Annotated in this window: 13 protein-coding genes; 3 read left to right on the forward strand and 10 right to left on the reverse strand. The window is 70.8% G+C overall.

Annotated features, from left to right (window positions below):
- Positions 1-221: 221 nt before the first annotated feature.
- Together ACIBW9_RS30370 and ACIBW9_RS30375 are read left to right on the forward strand one after the other, a co-directional pair.
- Positions 222-1,238 carry a LacI family DNA-binding transcriptional regulator gene (locus ACIBW9_RS30370; RefSeq protein WP_398960238.1) on the forward strand — a complete coding sequence of 339 codons (1,017 nt, stop codon included), beginning with the start codon at positions 222-224 and terminating at the stop codon, positions 1,236-1,238.
- Positions 1,239-1,293: 55 nt separating this feature from the next.
- Positions 1,294-3,372, forward strand: coding sequence for a TIM-barrel domain-containing protein (locus ACIBW9_RS30375; RefSeq protein ID WP_398960239.1), 2,079 nt, complete (start codon positions 1,294-1,296; stop codon positions 3,370-3,372).
- A gap of 122 nt (positions 3,373-3,494) precedes the next feature.
- On the opposite strand, the gene ACIBW9_RS30380 is transcribed toward ACIBW9_RS30375, so the two are convergent.
- The 8 genes from ACIBW9_RS30380 to ACIBW9_RS30415 all read right to left on the reverse strand — a co-directional run bounded on the left by ACIBW9_RS30380 (position 3,495) and on the right by ACIBW9_RS30415 (position 15,058).
- On the reverse strand, positions 3,495-4,073 hold the full coding sequence (locus tag ACIBW9_RS30380) for a chorismate mutase (RefSeq protein WP_398960466.1): 579 nt from the start codon (positions 4,071-4,073) through the stop codon (positions 3,495-3,497).
- A gap of 35 nt (positions 4,074-4,108) precedes the next feature.
- Positions 4,109-4,822 (reverse strand): hypothetical protein, encoded by a 714-nt coding sequence (locus ACIBW9_RS30385; RefSeq protein ID WP_398960240.1) that lies wholly within the window; start codon positions 4,820-4,822, stop codon positions 4,109-4,111.
- Positions 4,823-4,859: 37 nt separating this feature from the next.
- Complete coding sequence (locus ACIBW9_RS30390; protein WP_398960241.1) at positions 4,860-7,079, reverse strand: glycosyl hydrolase family 95 catalytic domain-containing protein; 2,220 nt, start codon at positions 7,077-7,079, stop codon at positions 4,860-4,862.
- Positions 7,076-9,046, reverse strand: a complete 1,971-nt coding sequence (locus ACIBW9_RS30395) for a beta-galactosidase (protein WP_398960242.1) — start codon at positions 9,044-9,046, stop codon at positions 7,076-7,078. Before ACIBW9_RS30395 ends, ACIBW9_RS30390 begins: the two co-directional genes overlap by 4 nt.
- Complete coding sequence (locus tag ACIBW9_RS30400; protein WP_398960243.1) at positions 9,046-11,265, reverse strand: WD40/YVTN/BNR-like repeat-containing protein; 2,220 nt, start codon at positions 11,263-11,265, stop codon at positions 9,046-9,048. Before ACIBW9_RS30400 ends, ACIBW9_RS30395 begins: the two co-directional genes overlap by 1 nt.
- A 104-nt stretch (positions 11,266-11,369) precedes the next feature.
- Entirely contained in the window at positions 11,370-12,305 is a 936-nt protein-coding gene (locus tag ACIBW9_RS30405) for a carbohydrate ABC transporter permease (RefSeq protein WP_398960244.1), read from the reverse strand.
- Positions 12,302-13,336 (reverse strand): ABC transporter permease, encoded by a 1,035-nt coding sequence (locus tag ACIBW9_RS30410; protein ID WP_398960245.1) that lies wholly within the window; start codon positions 13,334-13,336, stop codon positions 12,302-12,304. Before ACIBW9_RS30410 ends, ACIBW9_RS30405 begins: the two co-directional genes overlap by 4 nt.
- Positions 13,337-13,363: 27 nt before the next feature.
- A complete protein-coding gene (locus ACIBW9_RS30415) occupies positions 13,364-15,058 on the reverse strand; it encodes an extracellular solute-binding protein (protein WP_398960246.1) in 1,695 nt (564 codons plus the stop codon).
- Between the two features lie 327 nt (positions 15,059-15,385).
- Between ACIBW9_RS30415 and ACIBW9_RS30420 the strand changes: the two genes are divergently transcribed.
- A complete protein-coding gene (locus ACIBW9_RS30420; protein WP_398960247.1) occupies positions 15,386-18,226 on the forward strand; it encodes a glycoside hydrolase family 3 C-terminal domain-containing protein in 2,841 nt (946 codons plus the stop codon).
- A 123-nt stretch (positions 18,227-18,349) separates the two neighbouring features.
- On the opposite strand, the gene ACIBW9_RS30425 is transcribed toward ACIBW9_RS30420, so the two are convergent.
- On the reverse strand, positions 18,350-19,795 hold the full coding sequence (locus ACIBW9_RS30425; protein ID WP_398960248.1) for an aldehyde dehydrogenase family protein: 1,446 nt from the start codon (positions 19,793-19,795) through the stop codon (positions 18,350-18,352).
- A 337-nt stretch (positions 19,796-20,132) separates the two neighbouring features.
- The gene (locus ACIBW9_RS30430) at positions 20,133-21,734 is read right to left on the reverse strand and encodes a PucR family transcriptional regulator (RefSeq protein ID WP_398960249.1); all 1,602 of its coding nucleotides are present in this window, start codon (positions 21,732-21,734) and stop codon (positions 20,133-20,135) included.
- Positions 21,735-21,755: the final 21 nt, after the last annotated feature.

Here is a 21,755-nt window from a genome sequence, read left to right on the forward strand (position 1 = left end):
GGGCGAGGCCACCACCCTTTGTGCAGCCGTTCGGCGGATGTTTCTGGTACCACCTCTTCCAGGGGGCGGCACCTCGAAAGGAAAGCCGAGAAGAAAGCGCTGTCGAAGCGCTTCGACTCCCTATGGACACCCACCCTCACGAGAGCTAGTGTCGGACCACCCCCACTCGCCCCTGTTCGTCATGCGCACTGTCGAAGCGCTTCACACGCTTGGAGAGCTGGATGGTCACCCTCGCCGAGGTCGCCCAGCACGCCGGAGTCTCGGCGAGCACGGTGAGCTATGTCCTCAGCGGCAAGCGGTCCATCTCCACGACCACCCGGCAGCGGGTCGAGCAGTCCATCCGCGAACTCGGCTACCACCCGAACGCGGGCGCGCGGGCCCTGGCCAGCAGCAGGTCGAACATCATCGCGCTGATGGTCCCCCTGCGCACCGACATGTACGTACCGGTGATGATGGAGATCGCCATCGCGGTCGCCACCACGGCCCGCACGCACGGCTACGACGTCCTGCTGCTGACCGGCGAGGAGGGCCCCGACGCGGTGCGCCGGGTGACCGGCAGCGGGCTCGCCGACGCGATGATCCTGATGGACGTCGAACTCGACGACGAGCGGCTGCCGTTGCTGCGCGGCACCGACCAGCCCTCGGTCCTCATCGGCCTGCCCGCCGACACCTCCGGACTGACCTGCGTCGACCTCGACTTCAGGGCGACCGGCGCGCTGTGCGTGGAGCACCTGGCGATGCTCGGCCACCGCGACATCGCTGTCATAGGAGAGGCCCCCGCCGTCTACGAGCGGCACACGGGCTTCGCCGAGCGCACCCTCGACGGACTGCGCTCACGCGCCCAGGAGCTGGGCGTACGGCTGCTGCACCGGCCGTGCGAGGGCGGGTACGACGCCATGGCCGTCACCCTCGCCCGCATTCTCGACGAGCGGCCGGGCACCACCGGCTTCGTCGTGCAGAACGAGTCGGCGGTCGAGCCACTGCTCGCCCTGCTCCGCCAGCAGGGCCGTGCCGTGCCCGAGGACGTGTCGGTGGTCGCGGTCTGCCCGGACCAGGTCGCCGTGCAGGCCTCGGTGCGGCTGACGTCCGTCGCCATCCCCGCGCAGGAGATGGGGCGGCACGCCGTGGAGCGGCTGGTCGCCAAGCTGGACGGCCGGGGCACGGACGAAGTCGTGCTGCTCGCCCCGGAGTTGACGGTCCGGGCGAGCACGGGCCCGGCACCCTCCGGTACTTCCTGATCCCGCTCTTCCGTGCCCTGTGCGGGCACCCTCATGCCTTTCGGGAGCACCCCTCGTGAACCAGCCTGCCGAAAACCAGCCACAGGCCGGGGCCGCCCAGCCCCAGGTCAGCCTCGCCCAGTCGTCACCCACCGTCGGCACCTTCCGGGAGCGGGACGGCGCACTGGAGTGGAGCGGCCGTCAGGAGACCCTCCGCATCGAACCCTGGGGTCCGGACGCGGTCCGGGTGCGGGCGAGGCTCGGCGGCCCGATCCTGGAGGGCCTGCCGGGCGCCCTGCTCGACGAGGCGCCGGCCACCGAGAGCAGCGTCAAGATCGGTGACGGTGAAGGGCAGTTGACGGTCGGCGCCCTCACCGTGGAGGTGAGCGCCGAGGGCCTGGTCCGCTTCCTGCGCACCGACGACGGCCACGAGGTGCTGGCCGAGGAACGCGCCCACTTCTGGTGGCCGGGGTCACGGTTGTACACAGCCGTCGGCAACGGCCACCACCGCCTGGAGCAGCGGTTCGCCGCCTACGACGACGAGAAGCTGTACGGCCTGGGGCAGCACCAGCACGGCCGCCTCGACCAGAAGGGCCTGGTCCTCGACCTGGTCCAGCGCAACGCCGAGGTCGGCATCCCGGTGCTCTCCTCCAGCCGCGGCTACACCCTGCTGTGGAACAACCCGGCGATCGGCCGCGTGGAACTGGCGCACAACGGCACCCGCTGGGTGGCCGACTCGGCGCGTCAGATCGACTACTGGATCACCGCGGGCACCCCGGCCGACGGCCAGCGCCGCTACAGCGCGGTCACCGGCCGTACGCCGATGCTGCCGGAGTGGGCGGCCGGCTTCTGGCAGTGCAAGCTGCGCTACCGCACCCAGGACGAACTCCTCGCGGTGGCAAGGGAGTACAAGCGCCGGGGCCTGCCCATCTCGGCCATCGTGTGCGACTTCTTCCACTGGACGCACCTGGGCGAGTGGAAGTTCGACCCGGCCGAGTGGCCCGACCCGGCGGCGATGGTCCGTGAACTGGACGAGCTGGGCATCAAGCTGGTGGTGAGCGTGTGGCCGTCCGTGTCGCCGCTGAGCGAGAACCACCCGGTGATGGAGCAGCGCGGCTACTTCATCGGCACCCAGTACGGCCCGATGGCGCACGCCGACTGGCCCGACAAGCAGGTCGCCTCCACCGTCCAGGTCGCCTTCTACGACGCCACGAACCCCGAGGCCCGGGAGTTCGTGTGGTCGCGTGTGAAGGAGAACTACCTGGAGCCGTACGGCATCACGGCCTTCTGGCTGGACGCCTGCGAGCCCGAACTCAAACCGGGCTTCCAGGAGAACCTTCGCTACTGGGCGGGTCCCGGCCTGGAGGTCGGCAACAGCTATCCCGCCGAGAACGCCCGCACCTTCTACGAGGGCCTGCGCGCGTCCGGCGAGGACGAGGTGATCACCCTCAACCGCTCGGCCTGGGCGGGCAGTCAGCGCTACGGCGCCGCCCTGTGGTCCGGCGACATCGGCACGGACTTCCCGACCCTGCGCCGCCAGATCGCGGCCGGCCTCAACACCGCGTTGTCCGGCATCCCCTGGTGGAACACCGACATCGGCGGCTTCCACGGCGGCGACCCGGACGACCCGGCGTACCGCGAGGTCATGGTGCGGTGGTTCCAGTTCGGGGCCCTGTCTCCCCTGATGCGGCTGCACGGGTTCCGTGACCCGGGGATGCCGCTGGGGCCGGAGATGACCGGGGGGCCCAACGAGGTGTGGTCCTACGGCGAGGAGGCCGGGGCGATCCTGGAGAAGTACCTGCGGCTACGGGAGCGGTTGAAGCCGTATGTCCTGGACGTGATGCGGGAGGCGCACGAGGAGGGGCTGCCGGTGATGCGGCCGCTGTTCCTGGAGTTCCCGGAGGACGAGGCCGCCTGGGGCGTGGATGATGCGTATCTGTTCGGGCGGGATCTGTTGGTGGCGCCGGTGCTTACGGCTGGCGCGAGCGCCCGGACCCTCTATCTTCCGGTGGGGGCCACGTGGACCGATGCGTGGACCGGTCGGACGTACGAGGGTGGTGCGACCGTGACGGTCGCGGCGCCGTTGGATCGGATTCCGTTGTTCTTGCGGGACGGGGTTCGGTTGCCTGTTGCTTCGCAGGATGTGCCGCGGTAGGTCCGTGATCGGCTGTCGCGCCGTCGTGGCTTGTCGCGCCCACGCGGCGGAGCCGCAAATCGATGCAGCCCCGCGCCCCTTTCAGGGGCGCGGCAGAACCGCAGCGGACGATGTTCCGCCTGCTAGTTCCTGCAGACGGACTCCAGGGAGCGGGCCAGGGCCTTTGTGTGGACCAGGTCCGGGTGTTTTTCGTGGTGGACCTCGATCACCGCCAGGAAGAGTTCGGGGTGGCACGTCAGGGCTGTGCGCTCCGGGGTGGTGTCCGCTACTGCCTGGACCAGGGCCGTGGTGATGCGGTTGATGGTCTGGCGGACCACGTTCAGGTCGGGCCTGGTGGTGGGGGCCTGGTCGGGGTGGGCGGTCCAGCGGGCGTAGAGGGCGCGCTGGACGTCCTTGTTGGCCTCGATCTGGTCGCGGAAGATGCGGCGGACCTCGTCGGGGTCGGCGCCGAGCTGCTTCGCCTGTGCGGCGACGTTGTCGAGGACCACCTGCTCGCGGGCGGGGTCGTCGATGGGGCTGTCGGTGCCCCACTTGGCCGCGGCCACCAGGTCGGCGGTGGCGAGGCGTTCGGCGGCGAGGGAGGCCACCGGGTGCAGGGGTGAGGACCAGGGGGACGTGGGTGCCGCTGCCGCGGTGCCCGGTATGGCGAGCACTGCGGCAGCGGCCGCCAGCGTGGTGCGGAGGGGGGTGAGGATCTGCATGGGGTCCATGAAACCTCACCCGGCCCGCATCAACATCAACTGCTGCTGACGCTTTCGCTGTTGACGATGAAGTTCAGGCCACCGGACGATGACGTGATCTCGAAGCCGAACTGCACGTCCCCGATGGTCACGTTGCCGAACCAGCCCTTGGTGTCCTTGATCCACTTCAGGATCGGCAGGATGTCGACCGTGCCGGAGGCCGAGTTGGAGCTGCGGACGAACGAGAACACGTCGTTGGAGCCGTTGGTGCCCTTGTAGACGGTCCAGGAGTGACCGCCCAGCGTGACGTTGCCCTGCGAGGTGCCGAGCGGGCCGACGGCGCCGGTCTTGTTCATCCAGAGCATGATCTCGTACTTGTGGTTGGTGTCCCAGATGTCGTACGCCGTCTCGTACGCGCCGGACGACGGGACGCTGACGTTGTAGCTGCTGGAGAGCGAACCCAGCGAGGTGATCGACTTGTTGATCGCCTTGGTGGCGTTCGGGTAGGACTTGATGCCGCCGGTGTTGGGGTGGTCGGCCCAGACACCCCAGTTGGTGCCGGAGTTGGCCCAGATGCACTGGCTGCCGGCACCGGAACCCCAGATGTTGTTGTAGAGCGTGTAGCCGTTCAGGCTCGTGCTGCCGTACTGGGCGCAGGAGCTCCAGACCGCCGCGGAGGCGGGGGCGGACGCGAGGCCGACGGTGGCGCCGATGGCCATCGCCGGGGCCAGTACGGCCATGGTGACCTTGCGCAGAGTGCTCTTTGCCATGGTGTCCCTTCCATGGGTGGGGGGAACTTCGGGGTGGCTACCACGTCCCCAGGGCGAGGACGTGGTCTTCTCCGGCGACGAGGTCGAGCGGCCGGGTGCCGGAAGAAGTCCTGAGTTCGACGCGGTGCGTGCGGGTGGGGCGCAGCACCGCCGTCGCTTCCTGCGGGTTCCAGGTGAGGTCGAGTTCGGCCCCGAACCGGGTGCGGATACCGCGGAGTTGACCCTTGGGGTACGCCTTCGGGAGCGCGGGCAGCAGGACCAGGCGGTCCGGGGTCGACTGCACGAGCATCTCGATCAGCACGGCGGGCAGGGTGTGGGCGGCGTCGGCGTTGTAGACGTTGCGGTCCGGGTAGTGCGCGCTCATCAGGGAGGCGTGGAAGAAGTCGCCGTTGAGCACCTGGCCGAGGGCGTGCGCGACCCGTTCGCCGTCGCGCAGCCGGGCGGCGACCAGGGCGTGGTGCAGATGGCCGTGCGCGGAGTCGTTCTCGGCGCCGCGCAGTTCGAGGGCACGGTGGGCGGCCGCCGCGAGGTCCGGGGTGTCGTACGGGTTGATCTCGTCGAGCGGCCAGACACCGTAGAGGTGGCTGAGGTGACGGTGGTCGTAGGTGTCGTCCAGGCCGGGCCAGGCCCATTCGGCGAGGGCGCCGTCGGCGTTGATCCGATGGGGCGGCAGCCGGTCGGCGAGGGAACGCCAGCGGTCGGCCTCCGGGCTGTCGGGGTGGTACTCGGCCGCCGTCAGCAGCGCGTGCCGGGCGGCCGAGAGGTCCATGGCCGCGTTGATCGCACCCCAGCTCGCGTTCGCCGGGCGGTTCTCGGGCGAGTAGGACGGGACGACGACCAGGTGGCCGTCCTTGTCGGTGCGGGTGAGGAAGTCCTCGTGGAACAGGGCGACCTGGGCGAGCACCTGGGCGGTACGGGGGTCCCGGGCGCCGTTCGTCTCGTCGTGGTCGACGAGCGGTTTGAGCAGCCAGTCGGCGCCCGCGGTCCACAGGTGCAGGGGGTATTCGCGGCTGAAGTGGTACGACAGCCCGGACTCGCCGTCGGTGTGGGCGGGGGCGACGACGCCACGGGCGCCGAAGACCGCGCGGGCGTTCTCGGCCCAGTCGGAGAGCTGCCCGTGGATCAGGGACGCGTGGGCTTCGGTGACTTCGGGGAGGGCGGCGGCCGCTGCGGACGCGGTCTGGAGGTTGAGGTTGGCGTCATTGGTGAACGCCCCCGACCACGCGGTGTCCCAGTCGCCGGTCCACAGGCCGACCAGGCGGGGCGGGAGCAGACCGCTCGCGGAGAGCAGGTGATAGCGGCCGGCGGCGAAGAGGCGCTCGAGGAAGGCGGGGCTGTCGGGGTGTGCCAGCAGCTCCGAGCCGGGCAGGGCGCGGTCCGCGGGGCCCGCGTCCAGGTCGAGGGTGACGCGCTGGTAGGCGGTGCGGTGCAGGGCGGTGTGGCGGTCCAGGAGGAGGGTGTACGGGTCCTCCCCGGCCGGCAGCAGTTCGCGCAGGGCGCGGGCGTGGGGGGTCGTGTCCAGCTCGCCGGTGTGCCGCAGCACCCTGGTCAGCAGCAGGACCGAGTCCGCGTCCGCGACGCGTACGCCGGGGGGCATGAGGGTCGTACGGCCGCCCGTGACCACGACGAGCGTCACCCCGGTGTACGCCGTGTCGCTGCCCGGGTAGCGGACGCGCAGGGTCAGCAGGGCGCCTTCGGAGGTCAGGACCGCGCCGTCGCCGACGGCGAGGCCCGGTGGTGCGCCCGGCAGGCGGTGGTCCAGGGCGATGTCGAGGTCGGCGGCCGTGACGTGCTGGACGATCACGTCGTCGGCGCGGGACACGAAGACCCGGCTGCTCCAGTCCTCGCAGACCGCCTTCACCACGCCGGTCGTGAAGTCGACGGAGCGGCGGTAGCGGCGCGGCTCCTCCCCGGACGGTCTGCGCAGCCGTACCTGGAAGGCGGGGTGGAAGGGCTGGACCCACTGGAGGTCGCGTCCGTCGGTGAAGGTCTCGGCGGCGTGCAGTTCGCCCGCGAGCAACTGGTCCTGGAGGTGCGGTAGCCGGTCGGCGAGGCGGGGTGGACGGGCCTTCTCGGCGCCGTTGGGGCGGACGAGGGTGTGGTGGGTGACGACGACCTGCTCGTTGTTCGGATCACCGAACACAAGGGCGCCGTGGTGGCCGTTGCCGCTCAGGAAGCCGTCCTCCCAGCGGGTGGCGGGGGCGGGCTCCCAGGTTCCGTGGACGATGTTCGCCGGCGTGCTCATGTGTGTGTTCATGGGCGCAACACCATCACGCCGTACCGGCCGAGGGTGACCTCGCCCTCGACTGTCGCGCCGGTCAGCAGGTCGCGCTGGGTGCCCGGCACCTGCACGCTCACCGACTCCCGCCCGTGGTTCAGCAGGAAGAGAAGGTCACCGCGGCGCACCGCCTCCACCCGGTCGGGCAGCCCGTCGAGGACGGGGCGGACGCCGGCGTCGGCCGCGATCCCGGCCAGCAGGACCCGCAGCGCGTGCGGCTCGGGGAGCGTGGAGACGTACCAGGCGCGGCCCCTGCGCAGCACGGCGGGCAGGCCGTCGAGCTCGCCGCCCTTGTACCTGGCCTCGACCGAGGCGTCCTGCGCGGCCTCGATCTCCTCCGACCAGAGGGTGCCGTGGAAACCGTCGGTCCCGGCCGTCTCGTCCGCGTCCAGCGGCCACCACTCGTGCAGCGTGCGGATGCCGAACAGCTCGCGCAGACGGGGGTCCATGCCTCCGGGGCGCACCCGGTCGTCCTGGTCGGCGACGCCGGTCAGGAACCCGCAGACGAGGGTGCCGCCGCCGCGCACGTAGGCGAGGAGGTTGTCGACCGCCGCGTCCGTGAGGGCGTACAGCTGGGGGACCACGACGAGCTTGTAGGCGGTGAGGTCGTGTTCGGGGTGGGCGAAGTCGGTGGTGAGGTGGGCCTGCCACAGGGCGCGGTGCCAGGCGGTGAGGACCTGGGTGTGGTCGACCCGGGTCGAGAGCCGGCCCTCGTGGGCACCGGCCCACCACGAGTGCCAGTCGTGCAGGATCGCGATGTCATTGCGGCGGTGACTGCCCGTCACCTCAGGGCTGATTCTGGCGAGTTCGGCACCGAGCTGCCGGACCTCCTGATACGTACGCCCCTGCGGCCCCGCATGGCTGACCATCCCGGAGTGGAACTTCTCCGCGCCCTGGCGGGACTGGCGCCACTGGAAGTAGCAGACGGCGTCGGCGCCGCGGGCCACCGCCTGGAGGGACCAGAGGCGGCCCAGGCCGCGTGGCTTGGGGTGGTTGACGCCACGCCAGTTGACCGGGCCCGCCGCCTGCTCCATCAGCATCCAGGGGCCGCCGGCCTGCGAGCGGGTCAGGTCCTGGACGAGGGCGCCGTGCTGCGCGCCGAAGGGATCGCGCGGATCGGGATAGAGGTCGACGGAGACGACGTCCTCCTCCTCGGCCCACCGCCAGGCGTCCAGCCCCGCCCACAGCGCCATGAAGTTGGTGGTGACCGGGATGTGGGAGGGCGTGTGCCGGCGGACGATGTCACGCTCGGCGATGTAACACTCCAGGAGCATGTCGGAGGTGAACCGCTTGAAGTCCAGCACCTGGCCCGGGTTCTTCAGGTAGTGGGCGTGGCGGGGCGGCAGGACCTCGCCCCAGTCGCCGTAGCCCTGGCTCCAGAAGGCCGTGCCCCAGGCGGAGTTGAGGGCGTCGAGCGTGCCGTACCGCTGCTGCAGCCAGCGGCGGAAGCGGGCGGCGGCCTCGTCGCCCCAGTCGTAGGTGCAGTACTCGTTGTTGATGTGCCACATGGTGAGGGCGGGGTGGCCGCCGTAGCGGGCGGCGAGGTCCTCGGTGATGGCTGCCGCATAGCGGCGGTAGGCGGCGCTGGAGTGCGAGAAGTGCTGGCGGCCGCCCCACCATTCGGTACGGCCGTCCTCGTCGCGGGGCAGGGCCTCGGGGTGCAGCCGGCCCAGCCAGGGCGGCGGCGAGGAGGTGGGGGTGGCGAGCACGACACCGATGCCGTGGTCGTGCATGAGGTCCATCAGCCGGTCCAGCCAGCCGAACTCCCGTTCCCCGGGCCGGGGTTCGAGCTTCGCCCAGGAGAAGACACCGAGGGTGACGGAGTTGACGCCGGCCTCCCGCATGAGCCGTACGTCCTCGGTCCAGGTCTCCTCGGGCCACTGCTCGGGGTTGTAGTCGCCGCCGAAGAGGATGCGGCCGCGGGTGGCGTCGCTCAGCGCGGGCATCAGACGGGGTCTCCGTACTGGATCCCGCGCCCGTTGGTGGCGAGGTAGACGCGGCCGTGGATGCGCGGGTCGCCGATGACGGCCGTGCCGATCCAGCCCCACTGGTGCCGGTCGTCGTTGATCCGCACCCAGGTCCTCGCCTCGTCGTCGGAGCGGTGGACGCCGGTGACGGTCCCGATCGTGCCGACCTGGTAGAGGGCGGGGTAGTGGGCACCCTTCGCGGCCCTGCCGAAACCGAGGCACTCCGAGGCGCCGACGCCGGCGGTCTTCGAGAAGCTCGCGCCGCCGTCGGTGGACCGGTGCAGGCCCTGCCCCTTGGCGCTCAGCCACAGATCGCCGGACCTGCCCGGCGCGGCGACCAGCTGGAACTGGCTGTCCCCGGAGGGGAGTCCGGTCGCCCGGGCCGTGAAGGTCCGGCCGCTGTCGGTGCTGGCGTACACCGTTCCCGTGTCGGTGTCGTACGCGTAGAAGAGCGTCGGGTCGGCCGGGTCGGCGACCGGCGTGGCGCCCTTCGGGAAGGAGGGGACCTCGGACCAGGTGGCGCCGTGGTCCGTGGAGCGGTGGGCGGGGTACTTGGTGCCGTCCGAGTGCACGAAGACCCACAGCAGCACGCTGCCGTCGGCGCTCACGGCGATCGGCCCCGGCCCGTCCTTGGCAATGGCGGGCTGAGTCTCGAAGGGTGCCCAGGTCTGCCCGCCGTCGATCGAGCGGGCACCGTTGCCGTGGTCGCCCCAGCCGGTACGGACGACGTACGACGGCTTGCGCGCGGCCTGGGCGAGTCCCGTCGCCGACCCGAACACGGGGTTGGTCGCCATGCCGCGGGAGGGAGACGCCGTGAGCCGCTCGTGGTACAGCACGCCGATGTCACCGCAGCCGCTGATCAGGTGCGCCTCCCCGGCCGGCGGCGAGATCAGCAGGCGCACGGCCGTCTCCTCCAGACCGCGGATCTGCGGGGCCCAGTTCCTCAGGTCCCGGGTGCCGTAGAGGGTGGCGCCGGTGCCGTACACGATGTGCCGGGAGTCGTACGGGTCGACGGCGAGCGCCTGGATCCACCAGCCGAACTTGGGCTTGTCGGCGCCCCACTTGAGATACGGGGTCTCGGACACGTCGAGGACGGCGGAGTCCTTGAGGGACGTCCAGGTGCGGCCGCCGTCGGTGGTCCGGTACAGGGTGTCGATCTCGGCCCATCGGTTGTTGGTGGAGACGACGACGGTGCCGGGGCGGCGGGCGTCGACGGCGAGGCCGCCGTACCCGAAGGTGTCGGGGGAACCGTCGGACGTGGTGCCGCCCGGTCTCGCGGGGGTCACGTCGGTCCACTCCCCGCTGGTGGTGCACAGCTTGTGCACGCTGCCGTCGGACTGGCCGCCCGGGCCCGGCGCGTCGGCGTACGTCACGTAGAGCTCGCGGGTGTGCCGGTCGTGCGCGGCGTGGATCGGCACCTTGGCGGCCGGGCCGGTGGGCCCGCCGGGGACGGCTTCCCAGGTGATGCCGTCGGTGGTGCGGAAGAGGTGGGCGGTGCTGCCGTCGGAGTCGCCCCAGCCGGCGTAGAGGGCGCGCCCGGCGGCGACGAGGAAGGTGACACCCTGCCCGGAGGCGCTCGGGGTGCCCGGGAAGCCGCCGGCAGCGGTCCAGGTGGCCCCCCGGTCGGTCGACTTGAGCAGCCCGTCGTGCCGGGTGCCCAGCCACAGGGTGTCGCTGTCCCGCGGATCGACCAGCAGCCGCTCACCCGTACCCCGCCCGTCCTCGTTGGCGCCGAGCTTGACGCCCAGGTCGGTGCGGGTCCAGGTGGCACCGCGGTCCTCGGAGCGCAGGACGGCCCCGTTGCCGGCCCAGGACTGGGTGTAGGTGCCGAGGGCGAGGTAGACGCGGTCGGGGTGGGCGGGGTCGACCGCGATGGCCTCGACACCGAGGAGGTTCCAGTCGTCCGCGCCGAGGTGGTCGGTCAGCGGGGTCCAGCGGGCGGCCTTGTCGTCCCAGCGGTAGGCGCCGCCGATGTCGGTACGTGCGTAGGCGAGGCCGCGGACCGAGGGGTGGAAGAGGACGCCGGTGACGAAACCGGTGCCGCCTATGACGGCGTTGCGCCAGCGGTAGGCCGGCGTGGCGGTGGCGGCCGGTGCCGCGGCCAGCGCCCGCCCGGGGAGCAGCGGAACGGCGGTGAGCGCGGCGGTCGCCGCGGTACCGGCGAGGACGGCACGTCGGCTCGGAGTGGACGCGGGCATGACATACCTCGTTCTGTGCGGTGGGGAGCAACGGGAGGTTTGGGACCGCCGCGGCCGACCGCTGATGGCGGCAGGTCGGCCGCGGCGGAGTCGAAAGGTGTGGCTCAGCCCTTGATGGCGCCGGTGAGCATGCCCTTCCTGAAATGCTTCTGGACGAAGGGCGACAGCACGGCCACGGGCAGCAGGGCCATCACCATGACCGCCATCTGGATGGCGAGCCCGGACAGCTGACCGGTCCTGATGGCCTGGCTCAGACCGACCGGCGCCTCCTGCTTCTGCACGAGCTGGATCATGACGTTCTGCAGCGGCATCATGTCCTGGTCGTTCAGATAGAGCGAGGCGTTGAACCAGGCACTCCAGTAGCCGACGGCGTAGAAGAGCGTGATCACCGCGAGGACGGCCCGCGACAGCGGCATGACGATCCGCCAGAGGATCCGCAGGTCCCCGGCGCCGTCGATGCGCGCGCTGTCGATGAGCTCCGGCGAGATCTCCATGAAGAAGCCGCGCAGCACCAGGATGTTGAAGACGCTGATGGCGCTCGGCAGGATCAGTGCGAGATAGCTGTCGGTCAGGCCGAGGGACTGCACCAGCAGATAGGTGGGGATGAGGCCGGCGCTGAAGAACATGGTCGCCAGCAGCAGCATCAGGATCCAGCGGTGGCCGAGGGACCCGCTCCGGGACAGGCCGTAGGCACACAGGACGGACACCGTCATCGAGAACAGCGTGCCGACCAGGGTGACGAGGAGGCTGATGACCGCGGCGCGGGTGACCTGGCCGCCGCTGAGCAGTTCCCGGTAGGCGACGAAGGTGATGCCCTTGGGCACCATCACCAGGCCGCCCGCCTCGTTGATCGTCTGGCGCGAGGACAGGCTGGTGACGACGACGATCCACAGCGGGAAGAGGATCGCCAGGCAGGCGAACGTCAGGGCGACGCCCTTGCCCGCGAGACCGGCCCGGGAGGGCTTCTCCTCCCACGCGGGGCGCTCGGGTGCGGTCCACCAGCGCGGCCGGCTCGCCGGTTCGTCGATGACGGCGGTCACTTCTTGTACACCCCCTTCTCGCCCATGAGATGGGCCACCTTGTTCGCGGCGAGGACCAGGCCGATGCTGACCACGCCCTTGACGAGACCGGCGGCGGCCGCGTAGCCGAAGTTCTGGTTGCGCACGCCGTTCCACCACACGAAGGTGTCGAGGACCTCGCCAGCGCCCGGTCCGACGCCGTCACGTTGCAGCAGGATCTGTTCGAACCCGACGGTCAGGGCATCGCCGACGCGCAGCACGAGGAGGAGGGCGATCACCGGGCGCAGGGCGGGCAGCGTGACGTGCCAGATGCGGCGCCAGCGTCCGGCGCCGTCCATCGCGGCGGCCTCGTACAGGTCCGGGCTGACCGAGGCCAGGGCGGCGAGGAAGACGATGATCCCCCACCCGGCGTCCTTCCACACGCTCTGCGCGGTGAGCAGGAAGGGGAAGGTGTTCGGGTCGGTCATGATGTCGAGGCCGTCGTACCCGTGCTGTCGCAGCAGCTGGGAGAGCATGCCCGCGCCGCCGAACATCTGCTGGAAGACGGCGATGACCAGCACCCAGGAGAAGAAGTGCGGCAGATAGAGAACGGCCTGCGCGAACGCCCGCACCCGGGGCCGGACCACGCTGTTGATGAGCAGCGCGAGCAGGATCGGGATCGGGAAGAACAGCAGGAGCTGGACGAAGAACAGCACGAGCGTGTTCTCGACGGCGTTCCAGAAGGCTGAGTCCTGGAAGATCTGCTGGAAGTTCTCCAGGCCCACGAAGGGGCTGTTCAGCATGGAGACGATGCCGTTGTCGCTGATGTAGGGGTCGTAGTCCTGGAAGGCGACGACGTTGCCGAGGATCGGCAGGTAGTTGAAGACCAGAAGGAGCACGACGGCCGGCAGCGTCATGAGGATCAGCAGGCGGTCGCGTCTGAACCTGAGCCCAAGACTCAGCTTGCCCGAGCCTCGTTTCTCCCGGGGGCCGGTGGCGTCCTCGGACGCCACCTTCGTCTTCACCGGTGTGCCGGCCTCGGCCTTGGTCCGAGGCACCGTGCTGTGGGACACAGCCGTTCTCCTTGCCTCGAAGTCTCGTCAGCTCGCCGCCGGACCGTTCTCGTCGAGGAGCTTCTTGTACCAGTCGCGCAGCTTGTCCCCGCCCTTGCTCTTCCAGTCGGAGATGGCCTGCTGCATGTCACTGATCTTCTTGTGGCCGCGGATGATGTCGTCCTCGAGCTGCTCGAAGTCGTTGACGAGGTTGGTGTAGCGGGAGGGCTCGGTGATCTGCAGGCCCCAGAACGACGACTTCCTCGTGAAGGCACCCATCCGCTGCTGCCACTCGACCATGCCCCGGGTGTACTTCGGGAGGTCGGGGTGGGCGATGGTCGCGGCGGGGCTCGCGATCATGACATAGGCGTTGATGACCTCGTTGTTGCCCCGGTCGTTCTTGACGGGGACGCCGTCCTTGAGCGTGTAGTGGGTGCCCTCGACCCCGTAGTTGGTCATCATCCACTCCTTGGTGCCGTAGGGCGCCGCGGTGACGTTGGCGACCGCCAGCACGTCGCGGATGACGGACTCGGAGGCCTTCTTGTTGACGAAGGCGAAGATGTTGGCCGGGTTCGTGGCGTACAGCGTCGGTGCACCGCCGTCGTGGCCCCAGATGTCCATGCCCCAGACCTTGACGCCGGCGTTCTGGGTGGCCAGGGAGGCCTGCTGCCCGTACCAGTTGGAGATGTCGTTGTTCCAGATCAGGAACTCGCCGGCGGCGAACTTGGGGGCCGGGTCGGTGATCTGGCTCTTGCCCAGCTTGAAGTTGGGGTGGACGACTCCGGCGGCGAACAGCTTGCGCGTCCACTCGATGGCTTCCAGGTACTGCGGGGTCTCGATGCGGTTGATCAGCTTGCCGTCGACCAGGTTCCACCACAGCGGCTTCTCCCCGCCGCTGAGCACCCCGAAGTTGCTGAACGCGGTCCACTTCATGTCACCGCAGGCCCACCGCCTGGCCCTGGCGTTGGTGATCTCCTTGCACAGGGCCATGAACTCGTCGGCGGACCGCGGGATTTCGTAGCCCTCCTTGTCGAAGATGTCCTGGCGGTAGAGCGGCACGATGTTGTTGACGTACCCGGCGGGCATCGGCAGGCCCATCAGCTTGCCGCCGAAGATGGAGCGCTGCCAGGCGTCGCTGGGGATCGCCGCGAGGTTGGAGTACTCCTTGGCCTTCTCCCCGGACAGGTACGGGCTCAGGTCGGCGAACTTGCTGATGATGGCGCTGGGTATCTTGCCCATCATGTTCCAGCTCGGGACGACGACCACGTCCGGGACGTCGCTGGAGGCGAGGACCGCGCCGAGCTTCTGGTCGTAGGTGTTGCCGTCCTGGTTGCGCCACTGGACGTCGACACCGATCAGGTCGTTCATCGACGTGTAGTAGGGGTTGTTCTGCTTGGGCGGCGAGCCCCAGAACGGCGACATGATGGTGACCTTGCCGCCCTTGCCGAGCTTCTTCGGCACCGAGGTCTTGAGGGTGGCGATGTCGAGCTTGCTGGTGAAGCCCATCGCGGAGCCGTTCTTCGACGGGATGTCCGGCGTCACCACATTGCTGGCCACATAGGCCGGCAGGAGCTTCTCGGCGTTCTTGCCCGTCGTGGTCCCGTCGCGCGATCCGCCGTCCGCACCACCGCAGGCGGACAGCAGTGGCATCCCTCCCGCCATCGCCGCGGTGGCGACCGCTGTTGAGGCGAGGAAGCTTCTGCGGCTAGGTCCGGAGGAGGCGGAGGCGGCGTTCGGCGTCATTGCGTCAACCCTTCGTGGCGCACCTGGACACCCGGCGGAGGCCGTCGGCTGCGGTGTCGTAAGTGGGAACTGGCTGAGCTGAAGCGTTTCTTCGACGTATGAACGGAATGCGCAGTCGAAGCGCTTCGATGTTGCTGTGAGGTTAAGTGAACACACAGGGGCGCACAAGGGTCGCTTCCAAGATTCCTACGAGGCCCGGGAGCGCCCTCTCTTCGTATGCACCGCTTGAAGTCGGGGTGCCGGTCTCTTGACACTCGACACCGAGTCGAATGAGCATCGAAGCGCTTCGAATGCAATCCCGTCGATTCATCGCAGGGGGATCCCCACGTGACCGCACACACGCCGCACACGCCGCCTTTTCGCGATCCACACCTGCCCTTCGCGAAGCGCATCGACGACCTTCTGTCGCGGCTCACCCTCGATGAGAAGATCGGATTCCTGCACCAGTTCGTCCCCGCCGTCGAGCGGCTGGACATCCCCGCGTTCCGCACCGGCCAGGAGGCGCTGCACGGCGTGGCCTGGATGGGCCCGGCCACGGTCTTCCCGCAGGCGGTCGGTCTCGGCGCGACCTGGAACCAGGACCTGGTACGACGGGTCGGCGAGGCCGTCTCCAAGGAGATTCGCGCGATGCGCGCCCGTGACGACCGCGTGGGGCTCAACGTCTGGTCCCCGACCGTCAACCTCCTGCGCCACCCGCTGTGGGGCCGCAACGAGGAGGGCTACTCGGAGGATCCGCGGCTCACCTCGGCCATCGCCACCGCCTACACGCACGGCCTGCGCGGCGAGCACCCGACGTACTGGCGCACGGCACCCGTCCTCAAGCACTGGCTCGCGCACAACAACGAGACGAACCGCGACACCACGTCCTCCTCCGTCCGCCCCCGCGTCCTGCACGAGTACGACCTGCGCGCCTTCCGCGACACGGTCGAGGCGGGCACGGTGGCCGGTGTCATGCCCGCGTACAACCTGGTCAACGGCCGCCCGAACCATGTCTCGCCGTATCTGCGCGAGCACCTGCGGACCTGGACCGAGGAGGACCTCCTCGTCTGCTCCGACGCGGGCGCGCCGTCCAACCTGGTCGACTCCGAGCACTACTTCGACACGCACGAGGAGGCGACGGCCGCGGTGCTGCTGGCCGGCGTCGACAGCTTCACCGACCACGGCACCGACAGCTCGAAGATCACCGCGCGGGTGCGCGGGGCCCTGGAGCAGGGCCTGCTCACCGAGTCGGACATCGACACGGCCGTACGCCGCCAGCTCTCGGTGCGCTTCCGCCTCGGCGAGTTCGACCCGCACCACGACCCGCACGTCGGCACCGGCGAGTTCGACACCCCGGCCCATCGTGCGCTCGCGCAGGAGGCCGCCGAGCAGGCGGTCGTGCTGCTGAAGAACGACGGCGGTCTGCTGCCGCTCACCGAGGACACCCGGATCGCGGTGGTCGGCCTGCTCGCGGACGAGTGCAAGCTCGACTGGTACAGCGGCACGCTCATCCACCGGTCCACACCGCTGGAGGGCCTGTACGAGCGGTTCGGCGCGGAGCGCGTGGAGTTCGCGGAGGGCGTGGACCGCGTCCGCTTCAAGACCGCTGCCGGTACGTTTCTCCATGCCCCGGCGGCGGACGGTGCCGAGGAGCGGGTGCGCGGCGCCGAGGGCGCTCTCGACCCGGCCACGCTCACCGGGCGCACCGATCTCCCGCCGCTGACCACCGATGCGACCGGTACCGAGTTCGCGCTCATGGAGTGGGGCGAGGGCGTGCTGACGCTGCGCGCGCCCGACGGCCGCTATCTCTCGGTCGCCGAGGACGGCCGTCTGCGCGCCTCCGCCGACCAGCCGGGAGGCTGGATCGTCCAGGAGACGTTCCGCCTGGAACCCCATGAGAACGGGCACCTCCTGAAGCACCTCGGTACGGGTCGCCACGTCTGTGTCGCCGCCGACGGCGTCAAGGTTGCCGAAGCGAACCCGGAAATCTTCCAGGTGATCATCACCGAGCGCGGTGAGGACGCGGTGCGCAGGGCCGCCGCCGGGGCCGACGTGGTCCTGGTGGTCGCGGGCAACGATCCGCACATCAACGGCCGCGAGACCGAGGACCGTACGACCCTGCGCCTCCCCCAGCACCAGGAGCGCCTGCTGCACGCCGCGCGCGCCGCCAACCCGCACACGGTGCTGGCGCTGGTGTCGGCGTACCCCTACGCGTTCGACGCCGCCCGCCTGCCGGCCGCCCTGTGGACGGCGCACGGCGGCCAGGCGGCCGGCACCGCCCTGGCCAGGGTCCTCGCCGGGGACGTCTCCCCCGCCGGCCGCCTCCCGCAGACCTGGTACGCCGACGACGCCGACCTGCCCGACCTCCTCGACTACGACGTGATCGGCAGCCGCCAGACCTACCTGTACTTCGAGGGCACGCCCCTGTTCCCGTTCGGCCACGGCCTGTCGTACGCGTCGTTCGCGTACGCGGACCTGACGGCAAAGGCGGAGGGCACCGCGGTGTCCGCCTCCTTCACGGTCACGAACACCGGAGCCATGGCGGCGGACGAGGTCGTCCAGCTCTATCTCCGCGCCGTGGACCCGGCCCTCCCGCGTCCGCGGCGCGAGCTGGCGGCACTCGCCCGGGTGCGTCTGGAGCCGGGCGAGCGCAGGGAGCTCTCCTTCGAGGTCCCCTTGTCCGCCTTCGGCTTCTGGGATGTGCACCAGGGCCACTGGCGCCGTGAACCGGGCCCCTACGAACTGCTGGCCGGTGCCTCCAGCGAGGATGTGCGGCTGCGTACGACGGTGACCCTCGACGGCGAGGCGTCCGCGCCGCGCCCGGTCCTGCGCCGGGGTCTCGACGCGGCCGACTTCGACGAGCAGAGCGGCATCGAGATCGTCGACCGCACGAAGTCCGCGGGCGACGCGGTGACCCCGGTGGAGGGCAGGGCGGGCGAACTGCTCTACCGGGACTGCGACTTCGGGAAGGGCGCCGGCGAGGTGTCCGTGACGGTGGCGGGCGAGGGTGTGGTCGAGGTGTCACTGGACGGGGGTCCGGTGCTCGCGTCCCTGACGCCCAGGACGCCGACGCCGGGGCCGTACGACTACACGACGGTCACCGCCGGGCTCCTCGCCGAGGGTGTCCGCGACGTCCACCTCAGGCTGCGCGGCCCGCTGCGGCTCGCGCACGTCGTCTTCTCCGGTTGAGGGTCCGGAGCGGACGACCAGGGGCCCGGCACCGGAAGGCATCGGTGCCGGGCCCCTTCGGGGAGTCTATATGAAAATGGTTCCCATTTACAGAGGGTGCCTTGAGGGGCGCCTGGAGAGGCTCTAGAGGGCGAGCCCGGTGAGGACCAGCACCCGCTCGTAGGTGTAGTCGTCCATCGCGAACTTCACGCCCTCACGGCCCACACCGGACTGCTTGGCGCCGCCGTACGGCATCTGGTCGGCCCGGTAGGAGGGGACGTCACCGATGACCACGCCGCCCACCTCCAGCGCACGATGCGCCCGGAAGGCGACCTGGAGGTCATGCGTGAACACGCCCGCCTGGAGGCCGTACTTGGAGGAGTTGACGGCGGCGAACGCCTCGGCCTCGCCGTCCACCTTCTGCACCGTCAGGACGGGCCCGAAGACCTCCTCGCAGGAGATCGTCGTGTCGGCCGGTACGTCGGTGAGGACGGTCGGCGCGTAGGAGGCGCCGTCGCGGTCGCCGCCGGTGAGCAGGGTGGCACCGGCCTCGACGGCCTCCTTCACCCACGACTCGACGCGCTTGGCCGCGTCCTCGCTGACCAGCGGGCCGACATCGGTCTTGTCGTCGCTCGGGTCGCCGGTGACCTGGGCCTCGACGGCGGCGACGATCCGCGGCAGCAGCCGGTCGTACACCGACGCGTCCGCGATGACGCGCTGCACGGAGATGCAGGACTGGCCGCCCTGGTAGTTGGAGAAGGTGGCGATGCGGGTGGCGGCCCAGTCGAGGTCTGCGTCGGAGGCGTAGTCGCCGAGGACGACGGCCGCGCCGTTGCCGCCCAGCTCCAGGGTGCAGTGCTTGCGCGGCACCGAGTCCATGATCGCGTAGCCGACCTTCTCGGAACCGGTGAACGAGATGACCGGCAGGCGCTCGTCCTGGACCAGGGCGGGCATCTTGTCGTTGGCGACCGGCAGGATGCTCCAGGAGCCGGCCGGCAGGTCCGTCTCGGCGAGCAGGTCGCCGATGATCAGGCCGGAGAGTGGGGTGGCGGGCGCCGGCTTCAGGATGATCGGCGCTCCGGCCGCTATCGCCGGGGCGACCTTGTGGGCGCACAGGTTGAGCGGGAAGTTGAAGGGCGCGATGCCGAGGACGACGCCCTTGGGGAAGCGGCGGGTGAGGGCGAGACGGCCCTGGCCGCCGGCGTCGGTGTCGAGGCGCTGGGCCTCGCCGCCGTTGAAGCGGCGGGCCTCCTCGGCGGCGAACCGGAAGACGGAGACCGCGCGGCCGACCTCGCCGCGGGCCCACTTGATCGGCTTGCCGTTCTCGGCGGAGATCAGCTGGGCGATCTCCTCGGTGCGCTCGGCGAGCCTGCGGCTCACGTGGTCGAGGGCGCCGGCGCGGACGTGGGCGGGGGTGGCGGCGAAGTCCTCGCGGACGGCGTGGGCGGCGGCGACGGCCTCCTCGACCTGGGCGTCGGTCGGCACGCTGACCTTGCCGACGAGGCGGCCGTCCCACGGGGAGGTGACGTCGAAGGTGTCCTCGCCCGTGGCCTGGCGGCCGGCGAGCCAGAAGGCGGTGGTGGAAGTCATGGGGGTTCCGGCCCTTCCCTGTTGGGGGTGCTCTTGTTCGTGGCTTCGGGGTCCACGGTAGGACGGTGGGGGTGGGGGTGTGTTTGGCCGGGGTGTAGTGGTGGGGGCGGGCCGTACGACGGTTTGGCGGGGTGGTGGGTGCGGCCGGCGTTCCTCGCCCCGCCGCCCCTTCCCGTCCCGACCCGGGGGCCAGCCCCGGACCCCCGCTCCTGAAACGCCGGAGGGGCTGAATTCGGCTCAGCCAACTCAGCCCGTCCGGCGTTTGAGGACGAGGCCGTTCAGGCCGAACGGAGGTCTGGGGGCGGAGCCCCCAGTGGCTCCGCCGCGGGCCCGGTGGCTACTCCGCAGACGTCGCCTTCAGCGCCAGCCACAGCTCCATCCGTACATCCGGATCGTCCAGCGACCGCCCGAGAATCTCCTCCACCCGCCGCATCCGGTACCGCAAGGTATGCCGGTGCACCCCCAGATCCGCGGCCGCCGCATCCCACTGCCCATGCCGCGACAACCACGCCCGCAGCGAGGCCACCAGATCCCCCCGCCCGGTCGCGTCATGCTCGTACAGCGCCCGCAGCAACCCGTCCGCGAACGCCTTCACCGCATCGTCGGCCAGCAACGGCAGCACGGACCCGGCCGCCAGCTGCTCGTGCCCCACGCACACCCGCCCCCGCCGCCGGGCCACCGACAACGCCTGCTCGGCCTGCTTGTACGCCGCCGCGGCCGCGATCGGCCCCACCGGCGCCGACACCCCGACCACCAGCTCGTCCTCCTCACCGCCGGCGGCGTCCCGCGCCCCCTCCGCCCCGCTCCGCTGAGCCTCGACCGCCGCCGCGTACTCCCCGCACGCCGTGACCGCCGCACCCCCGTCCGCGGCCAACACGAGCAACCGCTCCCCCTCGGGTACGACCAGCACGGACTCCCCCGCCCGCGCGGCCGCCGACTCCACGATCTCGGCGAGCCCGGCCAGCGGATCGCCGCCCGCGTCGGTGGCGGCCCGCGCGGCCGACTCGGCGATGACCAACCGGAAGGGGGCGTCCAGCAGCCCCCCGTACAGATGACCCGCGACGGCCCTCGCATGGTCCGGCTCCCCCGCCAACAGCATGCGCAGCACCGCCGCACCGATGCGCTGTTCCGCGGCGTGCAACGACCTCGACCGTTCCGTCGTCAGCGTCAGCAGCGCGATCGCCGAGTGGACGGCGTACCGCTCCGCGGTACCGAGCGCAGCCGCCGTCCCCACCGCGAGCGCGGCCCGCGGCCGCCGCCCCGTGCCCAGCGAGTGCAGTTCGACGCGGTCCTCGTTGTCCGGCGGGCCGACCACCGAGGACGCCGGCGCGGGCCGCTCCCGCAGCCGCTCCACGTCCGCCGTGAGCCGCGCGGCCCGCCGCCCCGCCCACTCCGGTGCGGTCGCGACGACGGCGCCCGAGGCGTCGTACAGCGCCGCCCATCCGTCGACCTGCGAGGCGAGCGCGGACAGCACCCCCTCGGGGCCGCCCGTCAGCGCCTGCTTGGTCAGTTCCCGCTGGGCGGCGAAGCCCGCCGTCACCGCCCGGTACTGGTCGGCGGCGATCGCCGCGGAGACGGCCTTGCTGATGGCGAGGAAGGGCGTCCGCCGTGGCACTTCCAGAAGGGGGAGGCCCTCGCCCTGCGCCGCGTCGACCAGCGCCTTCGGGATCTCCTCGTAGTTGACCCCGACGGCGAAGCCGAGTCCTACGACGCCCGCTTCCACCAGCCGCTTCACATAGCGCCGCATCGCCTCCGGATCCTCCGCGTCCAGCTTGAGCGCGGTGATCAGCAGCAGTTCCCCGCCCTCCATGTACGGCACGGGGTCGGCGAGCTCGCTGACGTGCGCCCAGCGGACCGGCACGTCGAGACGGTCCTCACCCGCGCGCACGGTGAGTTTGAGCGCGGAGTGGTGGACGAGCGAGGCGAGTGTCGGGGGCATGAGGCCTTCAGGTCAGGTGTG

This window comes from Streptomyces sp. NPDC049541, from assembly GCF_044465725.1.
In the GTDB taxonomy this organism is placed as follows: Bacteria; Actinomycetota; Actinomycetes; order Streptomycetales; family Streptomycetaceae; genus Streptomyces.